At 71.6% G+C, this 16,205-nt stretch carries 14 protein-coding genes; 9 read left to right on the forward strand and 5 right to left on the reverse strand.

The features are described from left to right. The first annotated feature begins 255 nt into the window (after nt 1–255). From OG709_RS22490 to OG709_RS22500, 3 genes are all read left to right on the forward strand, one after another. Nucleotides 256–735 carry a lamin tail domain-containing protein gene (locus tag OG709_RS22490; protein ID WP_250299514.1) on the forward strand — a complete coding sequence of 160 codons (480 nt, stop codon included), beginning with the start codon at nt 256–258 and terminating at the stop codon, nt 733–735. A gap of 360 nt (nt 736–1,095) precedes the next feature. Next, nucleotides 1,096–1,764, forward strand: coding sequence for an RNA polymerase sigma factor (locus OG709_RS22495; protein ID WP_250299515.1), 669 nt, complete (start codon nt 1,096–1,098; stop codon nt 1,762–1,764). Then, nucleotides 1,764–2,780 carry a hypothetical protein gene (locus tag OG709_RS22500; protein ID WP_329167595.1) on the forward strand — a complete coding sequence of 339 codons (1,017 nt, stop codon included), beginning with the start codon at nt 1,764–1,766 and terminating at the stop codon, nt 2,778–2,780. The genes OG709_RS22495 and OG709_RS22500 overlap by 1 nt, the downstream gene beginning before the upstream one ends. A gap of 215 nt (nt 2,781–2,995) precedes the next feature. On the opposite strand, the gene OG709_RS22505 is transcribed toward OG709_RS22500, so the two are convergent. Next, nucleotides 2,996–3,886, reverse strand: coding sequence for a L,D-transpeptidase family protein (locus OG709_RS22505; protein WP_374211234.1), 891 nt, complete (start codon nt 3,884–3,886; stop codon nt 2,996–2,998). A 241-nt stretch (nt 3,887–4,127) separates the two neighbouring features. Here OG709_RS22505 and OG709_RS22510 point away from each other — a divergent pair, with 241 nt between their 5' ends. Then, entirely contained in the window at nt 4,128–5,726 is a 1,599-nt protein-coding gene (locus OG709_RS22510; RefSeq protein WP_250299517.1) for an acyl-CoA mutase large subunit family protein, read from the forward strand. 134 nt (nt 5,727–5,860) lie between these two features. Continuing rightward, on the forward strand, nt 5,861–6,586 hold the full coding sequence (gene leuE / locus OG709_RS22515) for a leucine efflux protein LeuE (protein WP_329167596.1): 726 nt from the start codon (nt 5,861–5,863) through the stop codon (nt 6,584–6,586). Here leuE and OG709_RS22520 read toward each other — a convergent pair. Further along, nucleotides 6,573–8,006: an FAD-dependent oxidoreductase gene (locus OG709_RS22520; protein WP_329167597.1), complete on the reverse strand. Its 1,434-nt coding sequence runs from the start codon at nt 8,004–8,006 to the stop codon at nt 6,573–6,575. The two genes, leuE and OG709_RS22520, sit on opposite strands and share 14 nt — an antisense overlap. Before the next feature lie 38 nt (nt 8,007–8,044). Here OG709_RS22520 and OG709_RS22525 point away from each other — a divergent pair, with 38 nt between their 5' ends. Further along, on the forward strand, nt 8,045–8,788 hold the full coding sequence (locus OG709_RS22525; protein WP_329167598.1) for a TetR/AcrR family transcriptional regulator: 744 nt from the start codon (nt 8,045–8,047) through the stop codon (nt 8,786–8,788). Here the strand turns inward: OG709_RS22525 and OG709_RS22530 are convergent. The 3 genes from OG709_RS22530 to OG709_RS22540 form a co-directional block, all read right to left on the reverse strand. Further along, nucleotides 8,763–9,899 carry an acyltransferase family protein gene (locus OG709_RS22530; RefSeq protein WP_329167599.1) on the reverse strand — a complete coding sequence of 379 codons (1,137 nt, stop codon included), beginning with the start codon at nt 9,897–9,899 and terminating at the stop codon, nt 8,763–8,765. The two genes, OG709_RS22525 and OG709_RS22530, sit on opposite strands and share 26 nt — an antisense overlap. A 161-nt stretch (nt 9,900–10,060) precedes the next feature. After that, nucleotides 10,061–11,425, reverse strand: coding sequence for an alpha-2,8-polysialyltransferase family protein (locus tag OG709_RS22535; RefSeq protein ID WP_329167600.1), 1,365 nt, complete (start codon nt 11,423–11,425; stop codon nt 10,061–10,063). Further along, nucleotides 11,422–12,405: a glycosyltransferase family 2 protein gene (locus OG709_RS22540; RefSeq protein ID WP_250299531.1), complete on the reverse strand. Its 984-nt coding sequence runs from the start codon at nt 12,403–12,405 to the stop codon at nt 11,422–11,424. Before OG709_RS22540 ends, OG709_RS22535 begins: the two co-directional genes overlap by 4 nt. A gap of 187 nt (nt 12,406–12,592) precedes the next feature. On the opposite strand from OG709_RS22540, the gene OG709_RS22545 reads away from it, so the two are divergent. From OG709_RS22545 to OG709_RS22555, 3 genes are all read left to right on the forward strand, one after another. After that, nucleotides 12,593–13,900 carry a DUF6716 putative glycosyltransferase gene (locus OG709_RS22545; RefSeq protein WP_250299532.1) on the forward strand — a complete coding sequence of 436 codons (1,308 nt, stop codon included), beginning with the start codon at nt 12,593–12,595 and terminating at the stop codon, nt 13,898–13,900. Next, a complete protein-coding gene (locus OG709_RS22550; RefSeq protein WP_329167601.1) occupies nt 13,900–15,198 on the forward strand; it encodes an acylneuraminate cytidylyltransferase in 1,299 nt (432 codons plus the stop codon). The genes OG709_RS22545 and OG709_RS22550 overlap by 1 nt, the downstream gene beginning before the upstream one ends. Nucleotides 15,199–15,274: 76 nt before the next feature. After that, nucleotides 15,275–16,198, forward strand: a complete 924-nt coding sequence (locus OG709_RS22555) for an N-acetylneuraminate synthase family protein (protein WP_250299534.1) — start codon at nt 15,275–15,277, stop codon at nt 16,196–16,198. The last annotated feature ends 7 nt before the right edge of the window (nt 16,199–16,205 follow it).

The raw sequence follows: 16,205 nt of genomic DNA on the forward strand, positions 1-16,205 counted from the left end.
TCGGCCGGTTCCGGCGTCCAGGTGCGGTCCCGGGGGGCCGGTGTGGAAGCGTGCGCGGTGGGGTCCGATGCGCGGGGGCGTGTGCGCCGGATGACCTGACGGAGTGTGTTTTGTCCGCTTTCTGTAACGCGGCGAAGTTTCTCCGGCTGTCCTGCCCGGTGCGGTTCAGAGTGTGGATGTCCGGCGCAGAGCCGGAAGTTCATCTGCACCATGCGTGGGCCGACCGGCGTACGCATGCCCTGATCTGGGGGTTCCATGTCGTCTTTGTCTTCGGGTTCCCGTCTCGCCGCAGTTGTGCTGGCCTCCGGGGCCCTGCTCGCCGCCGCCTTCCCGGCAGCGGCGACCGGCCATCACCACAACCACCCCGCACCGCACCCCGAGCGGTCCGTGGTCGCGCTCGGCGCCGTCCACTTCAACGGTCCGGGCCGTGGCCACCGCCCCGGCCAGGGCCTGGACGCCGAGTGGGTCACGGTCACGAACAACTCCCGCAGGCCGGTGGAGCTGAAGGGCTGGACGCTGAGCGACGCGCAGCACCACTCCTACCGCTTCCACGCGCTGCGTCTCGGCGCCCACAAGTCGGTGAAGGTCCACACCGGCACCGGCCGTGACAACGGGCGCGACGTCTACCAGAACCGGCACGCCTCGATCTGGGACCGGGCCGGGGACACCGCGACCCTGCGCAACGCGCGCGGCCGGATCACGGACACCGAGAGCTGGGGGCGCCATCACCGCTGACCGTCGAGGTGACATGAGGTGACATCGGTGCGCCACGAGTGGTCCCGCTCGTGGCGCACTGCTGTGCCGCCACGGGGAATTCCACCGGCGATGTCCGGGACCGGGAGACGACCGGGGCCGCCACCCCCCACAGGAGAGGCCCCGGTCGCCGTCCGCGGGAGCCGCGGAACGGTCCCGTATACCTTTCAGCGCCGGGCGTGCGTTTTCTGTCACACCGCGCAGAGTCAGTGAGCTGTTGCTGGTTGTACAAGTCGTGGACGAAGGCCGGGCGAGGCCGTAGCGTGACGGATCGCGCGAGGCAGCGCGGCAGTGGCGACCAGCTGCGGATCGGGGAGCAGTGCGGCGGGACGGGTTGAGGAAGTGCTGGGGGACGACGCGGGGCTGACCGCCGCGGTGCTCGCGGCGCAGGACGGGGACGAAGACGCCTTCCGGACTGTGTACCGCGCCGTGCACCCGCGGCTGCTCGGCTATGTACGGACACTGGTCGGCGACCCGGACGCCGAGGACGTCGCTTCGGAGGCGTGGCTGCAGATCGCCCGCGACCTGCAGCGGTTCAGTGGTGACGCGGACCGGTTCCGCGGCTGGGCGGCGCGCATAGCCCGTAACCGCGCGCTGGACCATATACGGATGCGGGGCAGGCGCCCCGCCACCGGCGGTGACGAGTCCGAACTCGCGGGGGAGCCCGGCGATGCGGACACCGCGGGCGAGGCCATCGAAGCCCTGGCCACCGGCCGGACGATGCGGCTCATCGCCCAGCTCCCGCAGGACCAGGCCGAGGCGGTCGTCCTGCGGGTCGTCGTCGGGCTCGACGCCAAGACCGCGGCCAGGACGCTCGGCAAGCGGCCCGGCGCGGTGCGGACCGCCGCGCACCGCGGACTGAAGCGGCTCGCCGAACTCCTGGGCCCGGACGCCGACCCGCACGGACCCGACGGCGCGTCCGTGGGCATCGCCGAGCGCCCCCCGCGCGAGGGCGCGGCGGCCGCGGTCGGTGTGACGCATTCGCGTCCGTGGACGCAGAAGGACATGTGATGGCCGACGAGCGGTGTGAATGGCTTGACAAGGACACTGCGGAGCGATTGCTGCGCGGTGAGCCGGTCGGTGCCGTCGACGATCAGGCAAGGGCGCGGGCCGCGCGGCTGTATGCCGCGCTGGACAGTGCGGCCCGGCCGGCCACGTACCCCGAGATCGGTGAACTCCCCGGTGAGAAGGGTGCGTTGGAGGCGTTCCGGCTGGCCAGGGACGAGCCGGGGACGCTGGGGCGGGTACGGCTCGGCTCAGCGGTCGGGGTCGGGACCGGGGCCGGGGTCGGGGGGCGGTTGCGCGGACCTGTGCGGTTCAGCATCGCCGCCGTGGTGGCCGGATGTGCACTGAGCGGGGTCGCGGTCGCCGCGGGGACGGGCCTGCTGCCCTCGCCCTTCGGCCGCAGCGAACCCATGCCCGCCTCCTCGGTGTCCGGGGTCGCGACACCCAGCCCGCTCATCTCCGAATCGCCGACGGACGACGCCACGGGTGCGTCGCCGGGTCCCGGGACCGGCTCACCGGCCGACGACGCCCCCGACGGCCGGACCGCGCCGCCCGCCGGACACGAGGACGACGACGGCGGGCACAGCGGGAACACCGACCGGGCCGAGGACGCGGGCAAGGGTCTTGGCGCAGGCGGCAAGGGCAAGGCGAACGGTAAGGGCAGCGGCAAGGCCGACGGCAAGGAGAAGTGGGCACCCGCCGGCGGTAACAACCACACCTCCGGGGACGTCTACCGCAGGCTCGCTTCGGCCTGCCGCGACTACCGCGCGGGACACGTCGACAGCGAGCGCAGGCGGAGACTGGAGTCGGAGGCCCGCGGGGCGGAGAAGGTCGCGAAGTTCTGCGACCGGCTGCTGGGCCCCGGCCGCGGACCCGACCACCCCATTTCCTACGTGCCGGCGCCGCCCCTCTCCTCCGCGAGCCCCGCTCCGTCACCCTCGCCCTCGGCCAGCCTTCCGGTGACACCCCAGCCGGGTGACGGAGGCGGCGGGAAGGCCTCCGCGGGCTCGAGCGACTCGTAGGCGCGCGGAGCTTGTCCGGCGGATCAGCGCCGGACGGGACCCGGGTGTGACACTTTCCGAGCGTCCGGCGCAGTACAGAGTGAGCCGACTGGTCATCGGCCGCGTGTGAGCCGGGGTTCCCCCCGTACCTTCGGCTCCGCGCAACCGGCGCGGGTGGGTTACGTTCCCCCGGACCCACCCGCGCCCCCAACTCCTCCGGCTCCTCCGGGCGCTCCTCACCTGTAGACGACGACCTTGTCGCCGGTCCGCACCTGGTCGAAGAGCGACGCGATCTTCGCCTCGTCCCGGACGTTGACGCAGCCGTGCGAGGCGCCGTTGTAGCCGCGCGCCGCGAAGTCCGACGAGTAGTGCACCGCTTGGCCGCCGCTGAAGAACATCGCGTACGGCATGGCCGTGTGGTAGATCGTCGAGACGTGGTGCCTGCTCTTGAAGTCGACGTGGAAGGTGCCTTCGCGGGTCGGCGTGTACTGCGAGCCGAAGCGCACATCCATCGTCGAGAGCACCTTGCCGTCGTTGACCCAGCTCAGGCTGCGGCTGGTCTTGCTGATGCAGAGCACCCGGCCCTTCAGGCAGCGCGGATCGAGCTTGGCCGGATGAACGCTGCCCTTCGTGCCGTTCAGCTCGTCGCGCGTCGGGGTCCGGGTCATCGTCAGCAGCTTCTGCCAGGTGACGGTGTCCGTGGCGCCGGTGGCGGCGAGGCCCCGTTTGTCCTGGAAGCCCTTGACCGCGGCGGCGGTCACCGGTCCGTACGTCCCCGTCGGCGTCCCGCCGAACCAGGCGATCTGCCGCAGCCTGGCCTGGAGTTCGCGCACCTGCTTGCCGGTGGCGCCGCTCGCCATCAGCGTCCTGCCGGGCGGGGGCGGCGTGGGCTTCGCGGGCGTCCCGGACGTCTCGGACGCTGATGGGGTGGGTCTCGGCTTGGGTGCGGCGCTGCCCGGCGAGCGGGTGGCCGGGGCGTCCGGTGACCCGGAAGCCGTGGTCCGGCCCGCACCCCCGGGTTTCCCGTCGCCCGCGTCCGCCGTCTTCGCCGTCTCCACGGAACAGCTCGCCGTCACGGCCACCACCGCCGCAGCGGCAACTGCTCTGCACAGCAACATCTTCTGCATCTACGCCCCCTCGTCTCTCCGGTGCCACTCGGGCCACTCGGCGCCACTCGGCGCTCCTGGTGTTCCTGGTGTTCCCTGGGACTGATTCCCGCTCCGGGCGGTTGCGAAAGCCAGGAGAAGGCCACGGCTGTGAGCAAGGTCCCAGCGTGTGCGACTCCACCCGCCGCACACCCCCCGCTACAGTCCGTCGCGAGGACCGGGACCTACCAACAGGTAACTTCTCAGCGGGAGGCAGCAGCAGATGGCGAGCGAAACCGGCAGTGACCGGCTGACCGAGAGCGGGTTCGCGATCGAGCCGGTGTACGGACCGGACGCCCAGGACGGCTGGGACCCCGCCGCGAAACTGGGCGAGCCCGGCGCGTACCCCTACACCCGGGGCGTCTACCCGTCGATGTACACCGGCCGGCCGTGGACCATGCGCCAGTACGCCGGGTTCGGCACGGCCGTGGAGTCCAACGCCCGCTACAAGCAGCTCATCGCCAACGGCACCATGGGCCTCTCCGTCGCCTTCGACCTGCCCACGCAGATGGGCCACGACAGCGACGCCCCGATCGCGTCGGGCGAGGTCGGCAAGGTCGGGGTCGCCATCGACTCGCTCGACGACATGCGGGTGCTGTTCGACGGGATCCCGCTGGACAAGGTCTCCACCTCGATGACCATCAACGCCCCCGCCGCGCTGCTCCTGCTGATGTACCAACTGGTCGGCGAGGAGCAGGGCGTACCGGCCGACCGGATCACCGGGACCGTCCAGAACGACGTGCTGAAGGAGTACATCGCGCGCGGCACGTACATCTTCCCGCCCAAGCCCTCGCTGCGGCTGATCGCGGACATCTTCCAGTACTGCCGCGCAGAGATCCCCAAGTGGAACACCATCTCGATCTCCGGCTACCACATGGCCGAGGCGGGTGCCACGCCCGCGCAGGAGATCGCCTTCACGCTGGCCGACGGCATCGAGTACGTACGGACCGCCGTCGCGGCCGGGATGGAGGTGGACGACTTCGCGCCCCGGCTCTCCTTCTTCTTCGTCTCGCGCACGACGATCCTCGAAGAAGTCGCCAAGTTCCGTGCGGCGAGGCGGATCTGGGCCCGCGTGATGCGCGAGGAGTTCGGCGCGAGGAACCCCAAGTCGCTGATGCTGCGCTTCCACACCCAGACCGCGGGCGTCCAGCTCACGGCCCAGCAGCCCGAGGTCAATCTGGTGCGGGTGGCCGTGCAGGGACTGGCCGCCGTCCTCGGCGGTACGCAGTCGCTGCACACCAACTCCTTCGACGAGGCCATCGCGCTGCCCACCGACAAGTCGGCCCGCCTCGCGCTGCGCACCCAGCAGGTCCTCGCCTACGAGACGGACGTCACCGCCACCGTCGACCCGTTCGCGGGCTCGTACGTGGTGGAGAAGCTGACGGACGACGTCGAGGAGGCCGCCCTGGCGCTGATGGAGCGGGTCGAGGACATGGGCGGTGCGGTGGCCGCCATCGAGAACGGCTTCCAGAAGGGCGAGATCGAGCGCAGCGCGTACCGCATCGCCCAGCAGACCGACAGCGGTGAGCGGGTCGTGGTCGGCGTCAACCGCTACCAGCTGGACGCGGAGGAACCGTACGAACCGCTGCGCGTGGACCCGACGATCGAGGCCCAGCAGGCCGCCCGGCTGGCGGCGCTCCGCGCGGACCGGGACCAGCCCGCGGTCGACACGGCGCTCGCCGCGCTGCGGGAGGCGGCCGGGGGTACGGAGAACGTGCTGTACCCGATGAAGGAGGCGCTCAGGGCGCGGGCCACGGTCGGCGAGGTCTGCGACGCGCTGCGCGAGGTGTGGGGGACGTACGTGCCGACCGACGTGTTCTGACGGGCTGTTCCGGAGCGGGGGCGGGGCCCGGGGCGAGACCGGAAGGAGGCCGGAAGCGAGGGCCGGAGGAGAGGCCGGGGTCCATCGTTCGCACGCCGGGACCGGATGTCGTACCCGCGTGCGAGACTCGGTCCATGCTCGGCGTCACTGATCTCCCGACCTACCTCGCCGGCCTGGTGCTGATCGTTCTGCTGCCGGGCCCCAACTCGCTGTACGTACTCTCCGTTGCGGCCCGGCGCGGGGTGCGCACCGGCTACCGGGCGGCGGCCGGGGTCTTCTGCGGGGACACCGTCCTGATGACCCTCTCCGCGGCGGGGGTCGCCTCGCTGCTCCAGGGCAACGCGCTGCTGTTCGGCATAGTGAAGTACGCGGGCGCCGGGTACCTCACCTACCTGGCGGTCGGCATGATCCGGACGGCCCGGTCGCTCTGGCGCGACCGGCAGGAGCGCGCCGAGCGTTCGGCGGGCGGGGCGCCGGAGAGGGCCGCTGCCGAAAGCCCCGCGGGTTCGGCAGGTTCCGCGGGTTCCGCGGGCTCCGCGGCTCCGGAGGGCTCCGTGGCGGAACGTCCTTTCCGCCGGGCCCTGGTGGTCAGTCTGTTCAACCCGAAGGCGATCCTCTTCTTCATCTCCTTCTTCGTGCAGTTCGTCGACCCGCACTACGCCTATCCGGCGCTCTCCTTCATGGTCCTGGGCGCGCTGGCCCAGATCGCGAGCTTCCTCTACCTCACCCTGCTGATATTCAGCGGCACCCGGCTCTCGGCGGCCTTCCGCCGCCGCAGGCGCCTCTCGGCGGGCATGACGACCGCCGCCGGTGCGCTCTTCCTGGGCTTCGCGGTGAAGCTCTCGCTCAGCAGCGTGTGAGGTAGGCCAGGAGTCCGTCCGGGTCCTCGCCCGCCCAGCCGATGTAGCCGTCGGGCCGGACGAGGAAGAGGCCCTTGCCGTACGGGGCGTACGCGTCGGTGCGGTGGACATGTACCGACTCGCTGTCCAGCGGGGGCAGTTGTGCGTCGGTGCCGACCGTGAGCAGGGTGAAGTGCGGGCCGCGGAAGGCGTCGAGGAACGTACCCTCGCCCAGGGGGCCGTCCGGTGCCCGGTCGCCCGCTTCCAGGGCGCCCGCGCGGCCGGTGGACAGGGGGCCGCCGCGGTACCCGATGGCCAGTTGCTGGGTGGCCGCGCCGCGCCGCTGTTCTCCGCGGTGCACCCGGGTGGAGAGCCCCAGCATCTCGGCCGCGTTGGGCCGCCGCTCCTGCTCGTACGAGTCGAGCAGGGCCTCGGGGGCGCCGTGGCGCAGTACCCGGCCGAGCTTCCAGCCCAGGTTGTACGCGTCCTGGACGCTGGTGTTGAGGCCCTGGCCACCGGCCGGTGAGTGGACGTGGGCGGCGTCCCCGGCCAGGAAGATCCGGCCCTCCCGGAACCGGTCGGCCAGCGCCGCGCGCGGGCGGAAGTCCGAGGCCCAGAGCACCTCGGTGACCGCGTCGGCGGCGAGATGTGTGCGGGCGGCGACCTCGGTGCGGATGCTGTCGATGGACAGGTCGGGGCGTTTGCCGGACGGGAACTGCGCGACCAGCTGGAAGGCGTCCGTGCCGGGCAGGGGGCAGAGCGTCAGGAATCCGCCGTCCCCCGGGAAGACGTGCCAGTTCAGCCGGTCCAGGGCGGGGACGAGGACATCGGCGACCAGAATGGACGAGGGATCGACGGCCTCGCCGGTCATCCCGATGGAGAGCGCCTTGCGGACCGTACTGCGACCGCCGTCGGCCGCGACCGCGTACGCCGCGCGCACGCTGCCGCCGGTGGAGAGCCCGGCGGTGACCCCGGACGCGTCCTGGGTGATCGACGTCAGGGCGGTGGAGAAGGAGACCCGTCCGCCCAGTTCCGTCAGGCGGTCGAAGAGGATCTGCTGGGTGCGCCACTGCGGCAGGATGCGCGGCTGCCCCGCGTACGGGGCGTCCGGGGTCGGTTCCGAGGCGTCGAACATGGAGCGCTCGCCCTGCCGTTCGCCGTCCTTCCACCTCATCAGGAGCGGTGCGGGTCCGCTCGACGCCAGCACCGCTCCGACCACCCCGAGATCGTCGAAGACCTCCATCGTGCGGGGCTGGAGGCCCTTGCCCCGGGAGCCGGGGAAGAGGCCGTCTGCCTTCTCGACCACGACCGTGCGCACCCCGCGCCTGGCCAGATCGGTGGCGAGGGTGAGGCCGGTGGGGCCCGCGCCGACGATCAGTACGTCCGTCTCCACCCGTGTTTCCGTGCCCGTGCCCGTGCCCTTAACGTTGTTAAGTTGCATGTTTCCGACGATGCCCTTAACGCTGTTAAATTGTCAAGGTGGGAACGACGAAGATCGACCGGGCGCGCGTCGCCACGACCGCGCTGCGGCTGCTGAACGAGGTGGGCCTCGACGGGCTGACCCTGCGCGCCATCGCCAAGGAGCTGGACGTCAAGGCGCCCGCCCTCTACTGGCACTTCAAGGACAAGCAGGCGCTGCTCGACGAGATGGCCACGGTGATGTACCGGCAGATGCTCGCCGAGGACCTGCCACGGGTCTCCGCGCCGGAACGGGAAGGGTCGGAACGGGGCGGGCCGGAACGGGAGGACCGGGAGCGGGACCGGCCGGAGGCCCCCGGTGACTGGCAGCAGGGGATCCTGGCCTACAACCGGGCCCTGCGCGCCATGCTGCTGCGCCACCGGGACGGCGCCAGGGTCTACAGCGGCACCCGCCTCACCGGCATCGACCACGCGGACTCGCTGGAAGAGCATCTGCGCATGATGGTCGGCTGCGGTTTCGAGTTGGCGCAGGCGGTGCGGGCGACCACCACCGCGTACGCGTTCACGCTGGGCTTCGTCACCGAGGAGCAGGGTGTCCAGCCCATGCCGGACGAGCGCCGCGCGGGGTACGACGTCGAGGAGCGGGCGCGGCGGCTCGCCGACTACCCGCTCGCCGCCGCAGCGGGCCGGGAGATGTTCACCGACTTCGACCGGCGCTTCGAGGAGGGCCTGCGGCTGGTGGTCGCGGGGATCGAGGCGGTGTACCGGCCGCGGGGTGTCAGCGGGGCGACGCCGGAGCGATGACCCGGGACAGGGCGCCGCGGAGGAGCGGTGTCAGCCGGTTCTCGACGTAGCGGTTGAGCAGCCAGGCCAGCCCCAGCATCGACAGTACGGTGAGGACGAGCGTCGCGTACGAGGGGATGCCCAGGTGACGGTGGAGCACCCCCACCACCACCCAGCCCAGGTGTTCGTGCACCAGGTAGAAGGGGTACGTGAGCGCTCCCGCGATCGTCAGCCAGCGCCAGTTCGCCCAGCGGAAGTACCCCAGGGCGATGGCGCCGACCAGGACGAAGCCCAGCGTCACGATCGCGATGATCACGGACGTGTGCCGGTACGAGAAGAACGCGGGGTCGGCCCGGTGCCACAGCCCGGTGACCGCGTAGTGCTGGCCGATCGCCCAGCTGACGCCGACCACGCCCCAGGCGATGACGTCCCGCCGGTCGCGGTGCAGCAGGTAGAGGCCGACACCGCCGATGAAGAACGGGGCGTACTCGGGCATCAGGACGGTGGACAGCAGCGGCTGGTGCACCGCGTCGGTGATCGCGGCGGCGAGGGTCCATACCCCGCAGAAGATCAGTACGCGTTGCCGGTTCGCGCCCGGCAGCACCACGAAGAGCGCGAAGAGGGCGTAGAACCGCAGCTCGGCCCAGAGCGTCCAGCACACCCCGAGCACCCGGTCGGCGCCGATCGGCTGCTGGAGCATGGTGAGGTTCACCAGTGCGTCGCTCGGAGAGACGGTCTCGTACACGACCCAGGGCAGCGCGAAGGTCGCCGTGACGAGGACGATCGCCGCCCAGTACGCCGGGTAGAGCCGTGAGACGCGCGAGGCGAAGAAGGAGCGCAGCGGTCTGCCCCAGCCGCTCATGCAGATCACGAAGCCGCTGATGACGAAGAAGATCTGCACGCCGAGACAGCCGTAGGCGAACCACTCGGAGAGCGTGGGGAACTGGTGACGTGGTGAGCCGCCCCAGGCCCGGCTGATCTCGCCGCCCCGGCCGCCGTAGTGGTACGCGGCGACCATCAGGGCGGCGACCAGCCGCAGGCCGTCGAGCGCCCGCAGCCGACCGCCCGCGCGCGGCGGCCGGCCGGCGGGGGCCGCCGGGGCCGCCGCCGGTACCGGCAGCACGGGCGGCATCGGCGTCCCGGCCCCGGCGGCGGGGCTGCCGGGAGCGGTACCGCCGTGCCCGGGGGTGCCGTGACCAGTGGCACCAGGACCAAGGGTGCTATCGGGACCGGTCCCGGAACCAGATCCAGGGCCGGCCCCCGGACCGGTCTGCGGGGGTGCGGGCGTGGAGGTCATCCGAGGGCAACTCTCTTGAGGGAACGGGCCCGCCGGGCCACCCGCCGTACCGTCGCGTTGCGCGGGATGAACGCCAGCTGCGAAGGCACCCCGCCCGGCAGCCCCAGCACCGTCAGCCTGCGCCGCTTGAAGTAGCGCCAGGTGTGTTCGGTCAGGTGCCGGGCGAGATACGCCTCCGCCGCCGGACGCAGGTCCGGCCGCAGCAGCGGCTGCATCGCGAAGCCCACGGCCGCGACGAGTCCCGGCAGATCGTCGGCCGGCGCGGACTCCGGGTCCTCCAGGTCGGGCAGCAGCGCGTCGACGACGGTCACCGGGACGCGGTTGCTGTTCTGGTACGGGGCCAGCCGGTTCAGCAGCAGCTCCGTACCGGTCCGGGCGACCGGGATGCCGTAGAACGCGCTCGCCGTCAGCAGCGCGGTGGAGAAGCAGCCCACCACCAGTGCGGGACGCATCCGCTCGTACAGCGTCTCGGCGAGCAACGGCGTGTCCACGACGGTCAGTTCGACGTCCAGCCGGTCCGCCTCCCGCTCCAGCAGCCGGGACCAGCGGGCCGGGGCCGTCGGGTGGGGCTTGAAGACGACCGTACGGTGACCGCGCGCGACCGCGCCGCGCAGCATCCGCACATGGAGGTCCTCCTCCTGCTGCGGGGTGAGGATCTCCAGCGCCGAGAGGTACTGGCCGAGCAGCAGCGCCGGAGGTTCGGCGCACTCGGGCAACCCCGTTGCCGAACCGGCCAGTTCGCCGAGCACCTTCAGGAAGGCGGCGTCCGGCACGATCTCAGGCTCCACCCCGAACTCCGCGAGCAGCAGCGGCTTCAGGTCCGGCACCAGGTCCAGGTGGAGGAGCCTGCGCACCCGGGTGCCGATCAGCGGATCGATCTTGTTGCGGGTCGGCCCGTACGACATCAGCCCGTCCGCGTACACCGTCACCGGCGCGTCCTGGAAGAGCAGGGCGAGCGCCTGCGCCGGGTTGACCTGGATGGACTCGACGGCCAGTTCGACCCGGTCGTCACCGAGCCCCCAGAGCAGCCTCAACTGCCGTTCCCACAGCGGGATGTCGTCGGGGCGGGGCGACCAGCCGCCCGGATGGAGCGGGGCGATGGTGTCGTTCCAGGACAGCACCCCGTCGAACCGGTCGCGCAGTTGCTCGAAGCCCGGCATCGTGTCGAGCGCGGGCGTGGTCTCCGGGATCGCCGCGTTGTTGCTGACCAGCAGCAGCCGCCGGTCCGCTCCGTCGAAGCAGCCGCTGTCGATCGCGGCGGCGACGGTGGCGGCTCCGTACAGCGTGGACACGTAGAAGATCTGCGTCGTCCGCGCGCCGGGCAGTGCGGGGAACACCGAGGTCGAGGCGGGGCGCGTCATGCCGCGACCTCCGCCGTCAGCGCGGCCGGGCGGCGGCGCAGCCTGCGCAGCCGGGACGCACGCGGGGTGTCCATCGAGTCGAGCGCGTCGGTCAGCAGATCCTGCGGCATGCGCTTCAGCGCGGCGGCGCTCAGCGTCCGCAATTTACGTGCCACGGCCGGTTCGAACCTTTCGATGGAACCCAAGTGGTGCGAAATGATCGCGCAATAGGTGCGGACGGCTTTGGGAAGGAGAAGATCGGCATCCGGGTCCTTCGCGGTGTCGTCGAGAACCTGGTCGAAAGCGCGGATGAAATCGAGCTGGCGTACGTCGCCGATCTGCGTCAGGGACGAAGCGACCCCACGCCGGTAGAAGATTCCCAGCAGACCGAGCACGGCGAACGATTCCGCCTCGCGGTGCAGCCGCCAGATCCACGGGCGGTCCTCGGCGGTGCGCAGCCCGTCCGTGAAGTGCAGCAGCCCGCGGTCCAGGAGCCTGCGGTGGTACATGCCGGCCCAGGCGAACGCGTAGTCGACGGGCGTGGACCGGTCGGCGGGCAGGATCACGTCACGCGGATTCAGCACCTCGCCGCGCCTGCCGTACGGGACCCGCTGGACCGCGCGGGCGCTGCCCGTGCACTGCACATGGTCGGTACGGACGAAGTCGCATCCCAATCCCTCCATGGCGGCGAGCAGGTGGGCGTAGTACCCGGGGGCGAGCCAGTCGTCGCCGTCGAGGAAGGTGATGTATTCGCCGCGCGCGGCGTCCAGCCCGGTGTTGCGGGCGGTGGCGAGTCCTCCGTTCTTGGGGTGTCTCAGCAGGACCGCCCCCGGAAGCTCGCGCTCCGCACGTTCGAGGATCTCCGGGGTCCCGTCCGTCGAACAGTCGTCGACGAGCAGGAACTCGAAGTCGTCGCGTGCGTTCGCGCGCAGACTTCTGAGGGTGTCGGGGGCGTATGTCTGCACGTTGAAGAACGGCACGATGACGGAGAGCTTAACCACCCGCGTGACGCTAAGAGGCTCCCCGGCATTCGGCCTGAAGCCCGGTGATATGGCGGGTGAACTGAATATGGCGGAACAGTGAACCGGGCGGCGGGCCGGGCTCATTCTCTCTCCGTCGGCCCGCTGTTAACCGTTTGTTGCTGTTGAGTTGGGCCGCCGAACCGAATGCCTTTCTACCTTCGTCGTTGTGCCAGCAAGTACCAGCGATGTTCTCCGCGTTGCCGTGATCGCCGATTCCGACACCCGTTGGAAATGGGGCGCGCTCACCGCACGCCGCCTCTCCACCGGGGAGGCCCACCTCAGCGGCTTCCTGCTGCGCGGCCGGGCCACGCCCACCCCGCGCCAGCTCGCCGAGGTCGGGGCCGGGGTGACCACGGCAGAGGTACGTGAGGTCACCGGGGCCGAATTCCTCCGGGCCGTCGAGCAGGGCTCCCCCCAGGGAAGCTACGACGTGGTCGTCCTGGCGCTCGTCGGCGGGGCGGTCCAGGCGATGCTGCACGGACTGGCCACGCTCGGCCGCCGGCCCGTCGTCGTCACCGGCTATGTCGGCGTCGTCTACGAGAAGCTCGCCGACGGCCTGCTGCTGCGGCACGGCGCCGATGTCGTACTCGCCAACTCCCGCCACGACGCGGAGCGTTTCCGCGCGGTGTACGAGGGGGTGGGCGCCGACGCGTCCGCGGTGACCGAGGCCGCGCTGCCCTTCCTCGGCGGCACGCCCTACAGCGGCGACCGGCGGGACGTCCGGACGGTGGTCTTCGCCGCGCAGCCCTCCGTACCCGAGTCGCGCGAAGGCCGTACGTACCTGCTGCGCCGCCTCGTCGAGCACGCCCGGCTGCACCCCGGCCGCGAGGTGCAGCTGAAGCTCCGCTCCAAGCCGGGCGAGCACACCACGCACATCGAGGAACTGCCCTACCAGAAACTGGCCGAGCGGATTCCGGGCGGTCTGCCGTCCAACTTCCGCCTGGTGTACGGCCACATGGGCGAGGTGCTGGACCGCACCGACCTGCTGGTCACGGTCTCGTCGACCGCCGCCCTGGAGTCCCTGCACCGCCGGATTCCCACCGTGATCCTCACCGACCTCGGCATCCGGGAAGCGCTCGGCAACCACCACTTCATCGGCTCCGGCTGCCTGGCCTCCTGGGACCAACTGGACGCCGGTGACTGCCCGGAGGCCGACCCGGCGTGGCTGGCCCGGCAGGGCGTGGCAGCCGACGGTTCGTACGCGACGGCCTTCGACGCCGTACGCGAACGGGTCGCCCGCCTCGTCGCCGACCGGGACCGGCTCCCGCCGCTCGCCCCCTACTACACCCACGCCACCGCGCCCGGATACCTCCCCGGCATCCTCGCGCGCTACCGCCTCGATGCCGCGCCGGTCGCCGAAGTCGGCGGTGTACGCCGGGTGGTGCGCGACGCCGTACGCGACGCGGCCCGCGGGGCGTACCGCCACGGCGTACAGCGCGTGGCCCCTGTCATCCGCCGCATGGGAGAACTGTGATGCCCACCGAGACCGACCGGACCGACCGGACCGATGTAACCGACGGAACCGCGCCCGCCGCGACGCCCGCGCGGCCCGCGAAGGTGCTGGCCGTGATCCCGGCCCGGGGTGGGTCCAAGGGCGTACCTGCCAAGAACCTGGCCGTGATCGGCGGCGTCCCGCTCGTCGTCCGCGCCGTCCGGGCCTGCCTGGGCGCCCGCCTCGTCACCGATGTCGCCGTCTCCACCGACGACGAGCGGATCGCGGCGGCGGCGCGCGAAGCGGGCGCCGATGTGGTGCTGCGCCCCGCCGAGATCGCCGGGGACACCGCGACCAGCGAGGCCGCGATCCTGCACGCGCTGGACGCCTACCCCGGTACCGACGTGGTGCTGCTCGTCCAGTGCACCAGCCCCTTCCTCACCAGCGAGGAGATCGACGGGGTCACGGCGGCGGTCGCCCACGACGGCGCCGACACCGCGCTGACCGTCGCCCCCTCGCACGGCTTCCTCTGGCGCGAGGGCGTGGAGACGACGGGCGGGAGCGCGGAGGAGGCCCGCAGCGGTACGGGAACGACCGGCGTCAACCACGACAAGGCGTTCCGCCCCCGCCGCCAGGACCGGCCCCAGGACTACCTGGAGACCGGAGCGGCGTACGCGATGGACGCCGATGGTTTCCGCGCCGCCCGCCACCGCTTCTTCGGCCGCACCGCCCTCGTCCGTACCGACCCGGCCCGCGTCCTGGAGATCGACGACCCGCACGACCTGGCCCGCGCCAGGGCCCTCGCGCCGCTCCTCGACACCCGTACGCTGCCCGGCCGCGACGACATCGACGCCGTGGTCCTGGACTTCGACGGCACCCAGACCGACGACCGGGTCCTCATCGACTCCGACGGTCGCGAACTGGTCGCCGTGCACCGGGGGGACGGCCTCGGCATCGCCGCCCTCCGTGACCGTACGGACCTCAAGCTGCTGATCCTCTCCACCGAACAGAACCCGGTGGTGGCGGCCCGCGCCCGCAAACTGCGGCTGCCCGTGCTGCACGGCATCGACCGCAAGGACCTCGCACTCAAGCAGTGGTGCGACGAGCAGGGCGTCGCACCCGAGCGGGTGCTCTACGTCGGCAACGACGTGAACGACCTGCCGTGCTTCGACCTCGTCGGCTGGCCCGTCGCGGTCGCCCAGGCCCACGACGTCGTACGCGGCGCCGCCCGCGCGGTCACCACCACCCCCGGCGGCGAGGGCGCGATCCGCGAGATCGCCGCCTGGCTGCTGGGCCCCGACCTCAACACTCCCCACACCCCCGACCCATCGGTCAAGTAACCCCCGAAGCCGAGCAACACCCCGCACCACACATCGACATCACCCCAACTCGTCCGTCACGTAAGGAAGAACCCTCATGAGCACCACCCGCCTCCGCACCCTCGGCACCAAGACCGCGGGCCCCGGCCACCCCGTCTACATCACCGGCGAGATCGGCATCAACCACAACGGTGAGCTGGACAACGCCCTCGCCCTGATCGACGCCGCCGCCGAAGCGGGCTGCGACGCGGTCAAGTTCCAGAAGCGCACCCCGGAGATCTGCACCCCGCGCGACCAGTGGGACATCGAGCGTGACACCCCCTGGGGCCGGATGACGTACATCGACTACCGCCACCGCGTCGAGTTCGGCGAGGCCGAGTACCAGGCCATCTCCGAGCACTGCGCCAAGCGCGGCATCGACTGGTTCGCCTCCCCGTGGGACACCGAGGCCGTCGCGTTCCTGGAGAAGTTCGACGTACCGGCCCACAAGGTCGCGTCCGCCTCCCTCACCGACGACGAGCTGCTGCGCTCGCTGCGCGCCACCGGCCGTACGGTCATCCTCTCCACCGGCATGTCCACCCCGCGCCAGATCCGCCACGCGGTCGAGGTCCTGGGCAGCGACAACATCCTGCTCTGCCACGCCACTTCGACGTACCCGGCGAAGGCCGAGGAGCTCAACCTCCGCGTCATCAACACCCTCCAGGCGGAGTTCCCGAACGTCCCGATCGGCTACAGCGGCCACGAGACCGGCCTCCAGACGACCCTCGCCGCCGTAGCGCTCGGCGCGGCCTTCGTCGAGCGCCACATCACCCTGGACCGCGCCATGTGGGGCTCCGACCAGGCGGCCTCCGTCGAGCCGCAGGGCCTCCAGCGCCTGGTGCGCGACATCCGCACCATCGAGGCCTCGCTGGGCGACGGCGTCAAGAAGGTCTACGACTCGGAGCTCGCCCCGATGAAGAAGCTGCGCCGGGTCGCCGGTGTCGTCGCCGAAGGCGCGGACCGCGAGCCCGCGTCCGTCTGACCAGCAG

The sequence above is a fragment of the Streptomyces sp. NBC_01267 genome (assembly GCF_036241575.1).
In the GTDB taxonomy this organism is placed as follows: domain Bacteria; phylum Actinomycetota; class Actinomycetes; order Streptomycetales; family Streptomycetaceae; genus Streptomyces.

What these genes read in the sequence shown, in the direction of transcription:
- OG709_RS22550 (WP_329167601.1), top strand. Translation starts at nt 13,900, where the DNA reads ATGCCCACCGAGACCGACCGGACCGACCGGACCGATGTAACCGACGGA.
- OG709_RS22555 (WP_250299534.1), top strand. Translation starts at nt 15,275, where the DNA reads ATGAGCACCACCCGCCTCCGCACCCTCGGCACCAAGACCGCGGGCCCC.
- OG709_RS22510 (WP_250299517.1), top strand. Translation starts at nt 4,128, where the DNA reads ATGGCGAGCGAAACCGGCAGTGACCGGCTGACCGAGAGCGGGTTCGCG.
- OG709_RS22520 (WP_329167597.1), bottom strand. Translation starts at nt 8,006, where the DNA reads ATGCAACTTAACAACGTTAAGGGCACGGGCACGGGCACGGAAACACGG.
- OG709_RS22500 (WP_329167595.1), top strand. Translation starts at nt 1,764, where the DNA reads ATGGCCGACGAGCGGTGTGAATGGCTTGACAAGGACACTGCGGAGCGA.
- OG709_RS22535 (WP_329167600.1), bottom strand. Translation starts at nt 11,425, where the DNA reads ATGACGCGCCCCGCCTCGACCTCGGTGTTCCCCGCACTGCCCGGCGCG.
- OG709_RS22490 (WP_250299514.1), top strand. Translation starts at nt 256, where the DNA reads ATGTCGTCTTTGTCTTCGGGTTCCCGTCTCGCCGCAGTTGTGCTGGCC.
- OG709_RS22505 (WP_374211234.1), bottom strand. Translation starts at nt 3,886, where the DNA reads ATGCAGAAGATGTTGCTGTGCAGAGCAGTTGCCGCTGCGGCGGTGGTG.
- leuE (WP_329167596.1), top strand. Translation starts at nt 5,861, where the DNA reads ATGCTCGGCGTCACTGATCTCCCGACCTACCTCGCCGGCCTGGTGCTG.
- OG709_RS22530 (WP_329167599.1), bottom strand. Translation starts at nt 9,899, where the DNA reads ATGCCGCCCGTGCTGCCGGTACCGGCGGCGGCCCCGGCGGCCCCCGCC.